We start from the raw sequence: 12,933 nt of genomic DNA on the forward strand, positions 1-12,933 counted from the left end.
GGGGCGCACCCCTACCACAACCCCCACACCGTCTGTGCCGAGTTCAACATCATGGTGGACCCGGAGGCGGCGCAGATCGTCTTCTCCTTCGGGGTGCCCATCACCCTGGTGACCCTGGAGGCCTGTGGCGGCGCGGCCGAGCTGGATGACGCCGCCATGGAGCGGATGCGGGGGACCGGCGAGATCGGCCGGTTCTGCGTCGACTGCAACCGCACCCTGATAGAACTGGCCCGGGCGCAGGGGGGTGTCCCCTCCCTGGGGCTGCCCGACCCGGCGGCCCTGGCAGTCCTGGCCCGGCCGGAGCTGATCCAGGAGAGCTTCCCCGCCCACACCCGGGTGGAGACCCAGGGGGAGTTCACCCGGGGGGCCACCGTCTTCTGCAAGCCCGGCAACCTCTATTCCCCCGCGTTTGGGGACGAGCCCGCGCCGGAAAACTCCCTGGTGGTCACCGGCCTTGACGTGGCGGGCTTCCACCAGTACCTCCTCGACCGGGTCGCCGAGTAAGGCGCCCCCTCTGCGGCGGGGCGCCTTTGCCGGCGCCCGCCCCCCCTTTCCGCGGTGTGATCGAGCGCCCCCTCCCGGCCACAGCCGGGAGGGGGCGCTCTTTGCGGGAGGGCGGGGCCGTCTCTCCCCCGGTGTTTTCCCGCCCCGCCTGTCCCTCTCCTCCTCTGCCATCCCCGCCAAAGGGGACGGATCATTTGACAAATTGCCCCCGATTGGGTATACTGAAACAAATGTATAGTGATTTTGTGTAGTTTGAGGAGAAGTCCCATGTATTTTACCCGAGAGACCGATTACGCTGTGCGGATCGTGCGGCACCTGGCGGCGGTGGGCTGCCGGACCGAGGCCAAAAAGATTTCCGAGGCCACCGGCGTCACCCTCCGCTTTGCCCTCAAGATCCTCAGCAAGCTGGTGTCCGGCGGGGTGGTGCGCTCCTACAAGGGCACCCAGGGCGGCTACGAGCTGCAAAAGCCCGCCTCTGCGATCACCCTGCGGGAGATCGTCGAGATCATCGAGGGCCCGGTCTACTTGAGCAAGTGCCTCCACGAAGAGGGGGAGTGCAGCTGCGGCGACAAGCAGGGCTGCAAGGTGCGGGGCGTCTTTGCCGAGATCGCCGACACCGTCAACCAGAAGATGGAGAGCTATACGGTGGACCAGTTCCTCTAGATCCCGCCCTTCGGGCAGGGAAAAAGGGGCCGGTGGGATATCCTTCCCACCGGCCCCTTTTGGCCGCCTGCCGGGCAGTCGCCTATTTCTTCTCGCCCCCCGCGTCGGCGAGGCGGAATTCCAAAATGCGGTTGGAGACCCCGCGGTAGTACTGAATGTAGACGGCGCTGTCGTCCTCCGGGTCGCGGTAGACCGGGCTGCCCACAAAGGCGGCGTAGTTGGTGCCCAGCTCCTTTTTGGGGGCGCGGTTGGCGCTGCCGTCCTTGACGGCGTTGCCCGCCTGCACGAACCCCTCTTCCGGCAGGGCCTCCACCTCGCCCACCTCGGTGTAGAGCTTGCCGCCCACCACCAGTTGGGGGGCGGCCCCCTCCTCGTCCACCGGCACGTAGGTGCAGCGCATCACGTAGTCCTGTCCCCCCAGGGGGAATTGCAGGTAGAGGGTGTCGGGGCTGTCCTCCCGGCGGACGACCTTGGCCCCCACCAGGTCCTGCCAGTTGGCGGCGTAGTCCTTTTTGGGGGCCTTGCCCGGGTCGCCGGAGTTGGTGATGACCCCGGACACCTTCCAGCCCTCCTCCTCGGGGGGGAGGCTGTCCACGTAGCCGGCCTCGGCGTAGTAGCGCCCGTCCAGCCGGATCACCGGCCGGTAGATGGAGGCGTCGCTCTTGGCCTGGTCAAAGCGCAGGTAGCTGGTGATGCCGCCGGAGGCCAGCTGCAGATAGAGGGTCTCGGGCGCGCCCGCGCTGCCGTAGAGGCTGCTGCCGATGAGCTCCACCGCGTTGGAGTAGTAGGGGAGGGAGGGCCGCTCGTTGGCGAAGACGGCGTTTCGCACCTCGCCCACCTCGCCCCAGCTCTCGTCGGGCAGCCGCACCGGGGTGTCGCCCCGGTTCTCCACGTAGATGGAGCCGCCGTAGAGCACCATCCGCTTGCAGGTGACACTGTCCACCGACCGCTCTTTCCCCAGCCCCGTGCCGAAGAGCAAAAGGGCCAGCGCCAAAAAGATGGCCGTCGCCGCTCTCTTCACACCGCACGCCTCCTCATTGCCTAAAAATGGTCGGGCCGACGCCCCCTCGGCGTCTCCCCGGCGCCCGGCAGGGGGGCAGCAGCCCCTCCCGCCGGGCGGTTTCTCTGACAAGATTATACCAAAAATGCACCGCTTAAGCAAAGGCGAAAAAAACGCCCTCTTTTTGGGGAAAGTGGCCCTTGCAATTTGGGGGGGAAAGCGCCATACTGAGACAGGAGAAACCGTATCACATGAGACCGTTTGACAGCCGGGGGGAAGAGGCCATGACCGAACAGGAGAGAATACGCGAACACGTGCGCGCCTACTACGAGCACTGGTACCAGATGGACAGCCTGTACAGCGCCTGGTGCCAGCGGCACGGGCTGCAGTTCAACACCGTGGTGGCCCTCTACGTCATCCGCGACAACCCCGAGGGCTGCACCCAAAAGCACATCTGCGAAAAGACCGCCCTCCCCAAGCAGACGGTCTCCTTCATCCTCTCCGGGCTGGAGCGGCAGGGCTACATCCGCCGCCACCAGAACGAGCGGGACCACCGCAACAAGTCGGTGCAGATCACCCCCGCGGGGGAGGCGGCCCTCTATCCGGTGCTCGACTCCCTCTCCGCCGCGGAGGAGCAGGCCTACTGCCTCCTGAGCGAGGAGCAGCGCCAGGCCATCACCGAAGGCCACCAGCTGCTGCTGCGGGCCATGCGCCAGGCCATGGCGGGGGAGGGCCCGTCCGGATCCCGCTAGAGGGAATATAGAGAAAGAGGGAGGGGGCTTTTGCGCTTGCAGACGGGGTGCGAAGCCCCCTCTTTTTGGCCCTGTCGCCCGCGTCGGCCCTTCTTCTCCCTGGCGGCCCGCGCTGTCCCCCTGCCCGGGGCCTCCTGTGCGGCCCGCCTTTTTGCCATCGCGCGGCGGCGCGCAGCTTCTGTGCGGCTTTCTCTGCCTGCGGCCCAGCGCCGTCTCGCCCCCCGCTGCCGTTGCTGCGCGCGCTCGTTCCCTTGTCCCCCCTTCCGGCGGCGGTGTAGCCGCTGGGCGGTCTCGCCCTCCCGCTTTTGTGCGCCCGGATGTCCCACCCGGCCCCACCGGGTTTTCTGCCCCTCGCCCCAGGTGCAGCCCAGCCCCTTTTCACGCCCCGCGCTGCCGCCTTTGTGGGCTCCTTCCCGGCAATCTCTGCCGCCGCCCCCGTGCCCCCCTTTCCCCGCCTGCCCGTGTCGCCCGCAGCGGACAGGGGGCGGGGAAACGGCTTGTGGGGAAGGGAGAGGGGATTGGCGGGGCCCTCTCCCGCCCGCGCTGTCCCTGCTCCTTGCCCCTGCCCCTCTCCCTCCCGCGTGCCGGCGGCAGGGCTTTCAGCCCGTCGCGCTCCCTTTCCAGCCCGGCCCGCCCCTCGCCGCCTCCTCTCTCGCGCTGGCGGCAGGCGGCCGCTCTGGTAGCCCAAAAAGCCAAACAGGGCGCTGCCCTTCGCCTGCCCGCGCGCCGGCGGCAGAGCTTTCAGCCCATCGCGCTCCCTTTCCAGCCTGGCCCGCCCCTCGCCGCCCCCTCTCTCGCACTGGCGGCAGGCGGCCGCTCTGGTAGCCCAAAAAGCCAAACAGGTCGCTGCCCTTCGCCGCCCCTTCCCGCGCGCCGACGGCAGGGCTTTCAGCCCGTCGCGCTCCCTTCCCAGCCCGGCCGGCCTCTCGCCGCCCCCTCTCGCGCACTGGCGGCAGGCGCCCGCTCTGGTAGCCCAAAAAGCCAAACAGGGCGCTGCCCCTCGCCGCCCCTTCCCGCGCGCCGACGGCAGGGCTTTCAGCCCGTCGCGCTCCCTTTCCAGCCCGGCCCGCCCCTCGCCGCCTCCTCTCGCGCACTGGCGGCAGACGCCCGCTCTGGTAGCCCAAAAAGCCAAACAGGGCGCTGCCCTTCGCCCTCCCGCGCGCCGGCGGCAGGGGCAGGGGAGAGGGGGGCAAAGAAAAAGACCCCTTTTTCCCTTTGGGAAAAAGAAGTCCTATAAAACGACGAAAATCAGTTGACAGAAGAGACAACTTGTACTATACTGATATACTGTATCAAAATGGATATTTATGTCTTTGCTAAAAGGCATTATATCATTAACCGCTGGCGAAAGCAACCTTTATTTTTGACAAAATGAACGGGTCGATTTTGTAAAAAACAGGTTGTGCAATAGAGGAATGGAGTGATCGAGCCTATGGTGAATGTCAAGCCTGTCCAACTGGGGAAAAACGTGAGAATGAGTTTCTCCAAGATCAACGAAGTGCTGGAAATGCCCAACTTGATCGAGGTGCAGAAAAACTCGTATCAATGGTTTTTGGATCAGGGCCTCAAGGAGGTCTTTTCTGACGTCTCGGCCATCACCGACTACACCGGCAACCTGGTGCTGGACTTTGTGGACTACCGGCTGGACGAGGAGGCCAAGTACTCGGTGGAGGAGTGCAAGGAGCGCGACGCCACCTACGCCGCCCCCCTGCGGGTCACCGCCCGGCTGCTCAACAAGGTCACCGGCGAAGTCAAGCAGCAGGAGATCTTCATGGGCGACTTCCCCCTGATGACCGACAGCGGCACCTTTGTCATCAACGGCGCCGAGCGGGTCATCGTCTCCCAGCTGGTGAGGAGCCCCGGCGTCTACTACGGCATGGATCACGACAAGACCGGCAAAGAGCTGTTCTCCACCACCGTCATCCCCAACCGCGGCGCCTGGCTGGAGTACGAGACCGACTCCAACGACATCTTCTATGTGCGCATCGACAAAAACCGCAAGATCCCGGTGACGGTCTTTATCCGCGCCCTGGGGCTGGGCCGCAACTCCGAGATCATCGACTTCTTCGGCGAGGACCCCAAGATCATGGCCACCCTCGACAAGGACACCACCGACAGCGTGGAGGAGGGCCTGTTGGAGACCTACCGCAAGCTCCGCCCCGGCGAGCCCCCGACGGTGGACAGCGCCCAGACCCACATCGACAACCTCTTCTTTGACGCCCGCCGCTACGACCTGTCCAAGGTGGGGCGCTACAAGTACAACAAAAAGCTGGCCCTGGCCTCCCGCATCACCGGGCAGAAGCTGGCCGAGCCCGCCATCGACCCCCTGACCGGCGAGCTGCTCTGCGAGCCCGGCGTCGCCATCAAGCGCGAGGTGGCCGAGCGCATCGAGCGCAGCGGCCTGGACACCGTGGTGCTGGACGTGGAGGGCCGCCCGGTCAAGTGCATCTCCAACGGGATGGTGAACATCGCCGATTTCGTGGACTTTGACTGCACCGAGCTGGGCATCCGCGAGAAGGTGCGCTTTGCCGTCCTGCGGGAGATCCTCGAGGCCGCCCAGTCCGACGACGAGAAGCGCGAGCTCATCCGCGAGCGCAAGGACGACCTGGTGCCCAAGCACATCATCATCGACGACATCTTCTCCTCCATCAACTACCTGCTCTGCCTGGCGCAGGGCATCGGCACCACCGACGACATCGATCACCTGGGCAACCGCCGCATCCGCTCGGTGGGCGAACTGCTGCAAAACCAGTTCCGCATCGGCTTTTCCCGGATGGAGCGGGTCATCCGCGAGCGGATGACCCTGCAGGCCCAGGACCTGGAAGTGGTGACCCCCCAGGCGCTCATCAACATCCGCCCGGTGGTGGCCTCTATCAAGGAGTTCTTCGGCTCCTCGCCCCTCTCCCAGTTCATGGACCAGACAAACCCCCTGGCCGAGCTGACCCACAAGCGCCGCCTGTCGGCCCTGGGCCCCGGCGGCCTGTCCCGCGACCGGGCCGGGTTCGAGGTGCGCGACGTCCACTACAGCCACTACGGCCGGATGTGCCCCATCGAGACCCCTGAGGGCCCCAACATCGGCCTGATCTCCTACCTGGCCAGCTTCGCCAAGATCAACGAGTACGGCTTCATCGAGGCCCCCTTCAGAAAGGTGGACAAGGCCACCGGCGTGGTCACCGAAGAGGTGGTCTACATGACCGCCGACGTGGAGGACAACTACGTGGTCGCCCAGGCCAACGAGCCGCTGGACGACGAGGGCCACTTCCTCCACAAGAAGGTCAACGCCCGCCACCGGGACGAGATCCTCGAGATCTCCCGCGAGAAGGTGGACTACATGGACGTCTCGCCGAAGATGGTCCTCTCGGTGGCCACCGCCATGATCCCCTTCCTCGAAAACGACGACGCCAACCGCGCCCTGATGGGCGCCAACATGCAGCGCCAGGCGGTGCCCCTGCTCAAGACCGAGTCCCCCATCGTGGGCACCGGGATGGAGTACAAGGCCGCCGTCGACTCGGGCGTCTGCGTGCTGGCCAAGCGCGCCGGCGTGGTCGAGGCGGTCAGCGCCGACGAGGTCCTCATCAAGACCGAGAAGGGCGAGCTCGACCGCTACAAACTCATCAAATTCCTCCGCTCCAACCAGGGCACCTGCTTCAACCAGCGGGTGATGGTCTCCAAGGGCGAGAAGGTCGAGGCCGGCCAGGTGCTGGCCGACGGCCCCGCCACCGCCGGGGGCGAGGTCGCCCTGGGCAAAAACGCCCTCATCGGCTTCATGACCTGGGAGGGCTACAACTACGAGGACGCCGTCTTGATCAACGAGAAGATCGTCCGCGACGACGTCTACACCTCCATCCACATCGAGGAGTACGAGCTGGAGGCCCGCGACACCAAGCTGGGTCCCGAGGAGATCACCCGCGACATCCCCAACGTGGGCGAAGAGGCCCTCAAGGACCTGGACGAGCGGGGCATCATCCGCATCGGCGCCGAGGTGCAGGCCGGCGACATCCTGGTGGGCAAGGTCACCCCCAAGGGCGAGACCGAACTCACCGCCGAGGAGCGGCTGCTGCGCGCCATCTTCGGCGAGAAGGCCCGCGAGGTGCGCGACACCTCCCTGAAGGTGCCCCACGGCGAGTACGGCATCGTGGTGGACGTGAAGGTCTTCACCCGCGAGAACTCCGACGAGCTCAGCCCCGGGGTCAACATGGTGGTGCGCTGCTACATCGCCCAGAAGAGAAAGATCTCGGTGGGCGACAAGATGGCCGGCCGCCACGGCAACAAGGGCGTCGTCTCCCGCATCCTGCCCCAGGAAGACATGCCCTTCCTGCCCGACGGCACCCCCCTGGACATCGTCCTCAACCCCCTGGGCGTCCCCTCCCGAATGAACATCGGCCAGGTGCTGGAAGTGCACCTGGGGATGGCCGCCAAGGCCCTGGGCTGGAAGGTCATGACCCCGGTCTTTGACGGCGCCCACGAGCAGGACATCACCGAGGCATTCAAGCAGGCGGGGATGCGGGAAGACGGCAAGACCGTGCTCTACGACGGCCGCACCGGCGAGCCCTTTGACAACCCGGTCACCGTCGGCTACATGTACTTCCTGAAACTCCACCACCTGGTCGACGACAAGATCCACGCCCGCTCCACCGGCCCCTACTCCCTGGTCACCCAGCAGCCTCTGGGCGGCAAGGCCCAGTTCGGCGGCCAGCGCTTCGGCGAGATGGAGGTCTGGGCCCTGGAGGCCTACGGCGCCGCCTACACCCTGCAGGAGATCCTCACCGTCAAGTCCGACGATGTGGTGGGCCGCGTCAAGACCTACGAGGCCATCGTCAAGGGCCAGAACGTGCCCCAGTCCGGGGTGCCGGAGTCCTTCAAGGTGCTGATCAAAGAGCTCCAGTCCCTGGCGCTGGACGTGCGGGTGCTGGACAAAGAGGGCGAGGAGATCGACCTCAAGCAGAACTTTGACGACGAGGACATGGGCATTCCCAGAGTGGTGGACGACGAGGCCTTCTCCCACGTGGCCGTGGACAGCGAGGTCGACGAGAACCTGACCATGGAGGATGTGCCCGAGGACGCGGGCAGCGAGATCGGTCTGGAGGACAGCGGGGAAGAGCTCTTCTCCGAGCTGGCCGACGGGGCCGAAGAGCTGTTAGACGAAGAATAATCCGACTGGTTATAGAAGAAGGGGTCGCCAATGGAATTTAATGTGTTTGATTCGATCAAAATCGGCCTTGCTTCGCCCGAGCAGATCCGCGAGTGGTCCTACGGCGAGGTCAAGAAACCCGAGACCATCAACTATAGAACCCTGAAACCCGAGCGGGACGGTCTGTTCTGCGAGCGGATCTTTGGGCCCACCAAGGACTGGGAGTGCTACTGCGGCAAGTATAAGCGCTTGCGGTACAAGGGCAAGATCTGCGAGCGCTGCGGCGTCGAGGTCACCCGCTCCAAGGTCCGCCGGGAGCGGATGGGCCACATCGAGCTGGCCGCGCCGGTCTCCCACATCTGGTACTTCAAGGGCATCCCCTCCCGCATCGCCCTGATGCTGGACATCTCCCCCCGGCTGCTGGAGAAGGTGCTCTACTTCGCCTCCTACATCGTGGTGGACCCCGGGTTCACCCCCCTGGAGAAAAAGCAGCTCCTCTCGGAAAAAGAGTACTGGGACATGCGGGAGAAGTACGAGGACGAGTTCAAGGCGGGGATGGGGGCCGAGGCCATCAAGGCCCTGCTGCAGGACATCGACCTGGAGCAGCTCAGCAAGGAACTGAAATCCGAGCTGGAGACCGCCACCGGCCAGAAGCGCATCCGGCTGCTCAAGCGGCTGGAGGTGGTGGACGCCTTCCGCGTCTCGGGCAACAAGCCCGAGTGGATGATCCTGGACGTGGTCCCGGTCATCCCCCCCGACATCCGCCCCATGGTGCAGCTGGACGGCGGCCGGTTCGCCACCTCTGACCTGAACGACCTCTACCGCCGGGTCATCAACCGCAACAACCGCCTGAAGCGGCTGTTGGAGCTGGGCGCCCCCGACATCATCGTGCGCAACGAGAAGCGGATGCTGCAGGAGGCGGTGGACGCCCTGATCGACAACGGCCGCCGCGGCCGCCCGGTCACCGGCCCCAACAACCGCCCCCTGAAATCCCTCTCCGACATGCTCAAGGGCAAGCAGGGCCGCTTCCGGCAAAACCTGCTGGGCAAGCGGGTCGACTACTCCGGCCGTTCGGTCATCGTGGTCGGGCCGGAGCTGAAGATGCACCAGTGCGGCCTCCCCAAGGAGATGGCGCTGGAGCTGTTCAAGCCCTTTGTCATGAAGCGCCTGGTGGAGACCGGCGCCGCCGGCAACATCAAGAGCGCCCGCAAGATGGTGGAGCGCGCCAAGAACGAGGTCTGGGACGCCCTGGAGATCGTCATCAAGGACCACCCGGTCCTCCTCAACCGCGCCCCCACCCTGCACCGCCTGGGCATCCAGGCCTTTGAGCCGGTGCTGGTCGAGGGCCGCGCCCTCAAGCTGCACCCCCTGGCCTGCACCGCCTACAACGCCGACTTCGACGGCGACCAGATGGCCGTGCACGTCCCCCTGTCCGCCGAGGCGCAGTCCGAGGCCCGCTTCCTGATGCTGGCCGCCGGCAACCTGCTCAAGCCCTCCGACGGCCGCCCCGTCACCGTCCCCACCCAGGACATGGTGCTGGGCTCCTACTACCTGACCATGCAAAAACCCGGCGAGCCGGGGGAGGGGATGGTCTTCCGCGACCAGAACGAGGCCCTCATGGCCTACCAGGAGGGCATCCTGGGGCTGCACGCCCCCATCAAGGTCCGCCGCGAGAGGGAGGTCGAGGGGGTCAAGCACCAGCGGCTCATCGACACCACCGTGGGCCGGCTGATCTTCAACGACCCCATCCCCCAGGACCTGGGCTATGTGGACCGCAGCGACCCCGAGAAGCTGCTGGACCTGGAGATCGACTTCCTGGTCACCAAGAAACAGCTGGGGCAGATCATCGACCGCTGCATCCAGGTGCACGGCACCGCCACCACCGCCGAGGTGCTCGACGAGATCAAGGCCCAGGGCTTCAAGTACTCCACCAAGGGCGCCATCACCGTCGCCGTCTGCGACGCGGTGATCCCCCCGCAGAAACAGCAGTACCTGGACGAGGCCGACCAGAAGATCGACCAGGTGGTGGCCCTGTACAACCGGGGCTTCATCTCCGACGACGAGCGCTACAACCAGGTGGTCGAGATCTGGGACGAGTGCACCACCAAGGTCTCCGACGCCCTGACGGCCAACTTAGACCAGTACAACCCCATCTTCATGATGGCCGACTCCGGCGCCCGCGGCTCCATCAACCAGATCCGCCAGCTGGCCGGCATGCGCGGCCTGATCGCCAACACCTCGGGCAAGACCATCGAGCTGCCCATCAAGGCCAACTACCGCGAGGGCCTGAACATCCTGGAGTACTTCATCTCCTCCCGCGGCGCCCGCAAGGGCCTGGCCGACACCGCCCTGCGGACCGCCGACTCGGGCTACCTGACCCGCCGCCTGGTGGACGTCTCCCAGGACGTGATCGTCCGCGAGGAGGACTGCGGCACCCATGACGGCATCGTCATCGAGGACATCCGCGACGGCAAAGAGATGATCGAGCCCCTGCAGGAGCGCCTCACCGGCCGCTACGCCGCCGAGCCCATCTGCCACCCCGAGACCGGCGAGGTGCTGGCCGACCGCGACACCCTCATCACCGACATCCTGGCCGAGAAGATCGTGGCCGCCGGCGTCACCAGCGCCAAGATCCGCTCCATCCTCACCTGCCACAGCGCCCGGGGCATCTGCGCCAAGTGCTACGGCGCCAACCTGGCCAACAAGAAAGAGGTCTCCATCGGCGAGGCGGTGGGCATCATCGCCGCCCAGTCCATCGGCGAGCCCGGCACCCAGCTGACCATGCGCACCTTCCACACCGGCGGCATCGCCTCGGCGGAGGACATCACCCAGGGTCTGCCCCGCGTCGAGGAGCTGTTCGAGGCCCGGCGGCCCAAGACCATGGCCATCATCAGCGAGATCGACGGCGTGGTCTCCATCCGCGAGATCAAGAAGGCCCGCCACGTGGTGGTCACCAACGACGAGACCAAGGACGAGCGCAGCTACCTCATCCCCTACGGCAGCCGCCTGAAGGTGGCCGAGGGCGACCGGGTCAAGGCCGGCGACGCCTTTACCGAGGGCTCGGTCTACCCCCACGACGTGCTGGCTATCCAGGGCGAGACCGCTGTGCAGAACTACCTGATCCAGGAAGTGCAGCGGGTCTACCGCCTGCAGGGCGTTGACATCAACGACAAGCACATCGAGGTCATCGTCCGCCAGATGATGAAGAAGGTGCGGGTGGACAACGCCGGCGACACCAACCTCATCTCCGGCTCGGTGGTGGAGAAATCCGACCTCATCAAGGCCAATTTGGAGATCGACCGCCGCATCGCCGAGGGCGAGGTCAGCCTGCAGAAGGCCGACTACATCCCGGTGCTGCTGGGCATCACCAAGGCCTCCCTGGCCACCGACAGCTTCCTCTCGGCCGCCTCCTTCCAGGAGACCACCCGGGTCCTCACCGACGCCGCCATCAAGGGCAAGGTCGATCCCCTCACCGGCCTCAAGGAGAACGTCATCATCGGCAAGCTGGTCCCCGCCGGCACCGGGCTGGACGTCTACAACGACGTGGAGCTGGCCCACCAGTCCGCGGGCGACCTGGTGAGCAAGGTGGCCCCCTGCGAGTACCAGCTCGACGGGCTGGGCGACTAGATCCGACCCCGTTTTCCCCCAAGGGGGGAGAAATCCGGGAAAATCGGGGGAAACGCCCCGCTTTTGCGGGAAATTTTCTCAGATTTGACTGGCAATATTGCCTAAATGCTTGACAATAATATTGGTGAAGTGTTAAACTTTGAATGTTGAGCAAATAGGGCTTATGAGAGGGCGCGTTTGCTGAAAACGCGCCCTTTTCATATAGAAAAAACATTTTATAAAGAGGAGGTGCAACATGCCAACATTCAACCAGCTCGTACGCAAAGGCAGACAGGTCTCGGTGAAGAAGTCGACTGCTCCCGCCCTGCAGAAGGGGTTCAACTCCATCAAAAAGGCGCAGAGCGATATGTCTTCTCCCCAGAAGAGAGGGGTCTGCACTGCCGTTCGTACCATGACCCCGAAAAAGCCGAACTCGGCGCTTCGTAAGATCGCCCGTGTGAAGCTGACCAACGGTATGGAGGTATCGGCCTACATCCCCGGTATCGGCCACAACCTGCAGGAGCACAGCGTCGTCCTGATCCGCGGCGGTCGTGTCAAAGACTTGCCTGGTGTCCGCTACCACATCATCCGCGGTACTCTGGATACCCAGGGCGTTTCCGGCCGGATGCGCAGCCGTTCCAAGTACGGCGCCAAGCGGCCCAAGGCTGGTGCTTCGAAGTAATCAAGACTTTTTTTGCCATGTGTCGGCGTTTTTATAAATGCCTGTCCTTGGCAGCACGGGAGTTTTGTCGCTTTCGAGTACCTGTGAATTCATTGATATGAAGGAGGGAAGAAAAGTGCCAAGAAGAGGTAAGATTGCCAAGCGCGACGTGTTACCCGATCCGCTGTACAATTCCAAGATGGTGACCCGCCTGATCAACAGCATCATGTATGATGGCAAGAAGGGCGTGGCCCAGAAGATTGTGTACGGGGCATTTGACATCGTAAAAGAGAAGACTGGGAAAGACCCCCTGGACGTGTTTGACGAGGCCATGGAGAACGTCATGCCCGTACTGGAAGTCAAGGCCCGCCGTGTCGGCGGCGCCACCTACCAGGTCCCCATGGAGGTCCGTCCGGCCCGCCGGCAGACCCTGGGCCTGCGGTGGATCACCCTGTACGCCCGCAAGCGTTCGGAGAGGACCATGAAAGAGCGGCTGGCCGCTGAGCTGATGGACGCCGTCAACTCCACCGGCGGGTCCGTGAAAAAGCGCGAGGACACCCACAAGATGGCCGAGGCCAACAAGGCTTTCGCCCACTATCGCTGGTAGTGTTTTCAA

The 12,933-nt window shown here is 64.8% G+C and carries 8 protein-coding genes; 7 read left to right on the forward strand and 1 reads right to left on the reverse strand.

Annotation, left to right across the window (positions count from 1 at the left end; genetic code table 11):
* A partial coding sequence (locus KQI11_RS10280; RefSeq protein ID WP_216402062.1) for a nucleoside hydrolase occupies positions 1-504 on the forward strand: 504 nt, incomplete at its 5' end.
* A gap of 267 nt (positions 505-771) precedes the next feature.
* Positions 772-1,167: an RrF2 family transcriptional regulator gene (locus KQI11_RS10285; protein ID WP_185916550.1), complete on the forward strand. Its 396-nt coding sequence runs from the start codon at positions 772-774 to the stop codon at positions 1,165-1,167.
* An 82-nt stretch (positions 1,168-1,249) separates the two neighbouring features.
* Here KQI11_RS10285 and KQI11_RS10290 read toward each other — a convergent pair whose 3' ends face one another.
* Positions 1,250-2,188 carry a hypothetical protein gene (locus KQI11_RS10290; protein WP_216402063.1) on the reverse strand — a complete coding sequence of 313 codons (939 nt, stop codon included), beginning with the start codon at positions 2,186-2,188 and terminating at the stop codon, positions 1,250-1,252.
* A gap of 230 nt (positions 2,189-2,418) precedes the next feature.
* On the opposite strand from KQI11_RS10290, the gene KQI11_RS10295 reads away from it, so the two are divergent.
* From KQI11_RS10295 to rpsG, 5 genes are all read left to right on the forward strand, one after another.
* Positions 2,419-2,919, forward strand: a complete 501-nt coding sequence (locus KQI11_RS10295) for a MarR family winged helix-turn-helix transcriptional regulator (RefSeq protein WP_021658703.1) — start codon at positions 2,419-2,421, stop codon at positions 2,917-2,919.
* Positions 2,920-4,351: 1,432 nt separating this feature from the next.
* The gene (gene rpoB, locus KQI11_RS10300; protein WP_185916552.1) at positions 4,352-8,071 is read left to right on the forward strand and encodes a DNA-directed RNA polymerase subunit beta; all 3,720 of its coding nucleotides are present in this window, start codon (positions 4,352-4,354) and stop codon (positions 8,069-8,071) included.
* A gap of 30 nt (positions 8,072-8,101) precedes the next feature.
* Entirely contained in the window at positions 8,102-11,677 is a 3,576-nt protein-coding gene (rpoC, locus tag KQI11_RS10305; RefSeq protein WP_216402064.1) for a DNA-directed RNA polymerase subunit beta', read from the forward strand.
* A 235-nt stretch (positions 11,678-11,912) separates the two neighbouring features.
* Complete coding sequence (gene rpsL / locus KQI11_RS10310) at positions 11,913-12,338, forward strand: 30S ribosomal protein S12 (RefSeq protein ID WP_021658698.1); 426 nt, start codon at positions 11,913-11,915, stop codon at positions 12,336-12,338.
* Between the two features lie 115 nt (positions 12,339-12,453).
* Entirely contained in the window at positions 12,454-12,924 is a 471-nt protein-coding gene (gene rpsG, locus KQI11_RS10315) for a 30S ribosomal protein S7 (protein WP_052537609.1), read from the forward strand.
* Positions 12,925-12,933: the final 9 nt, after the last annotated feature.

Origin of the sequence: Acetanaerobacterium sp. MSJ-12, from assembly GCF_018917875.1 — a bacterium.
Taxonomy (GTDB): Bacteria; Bacillota; Clostridia; order Oscillospirales; family Ruminococcaceae; genus Bittarella; species Bittarella massiliensis.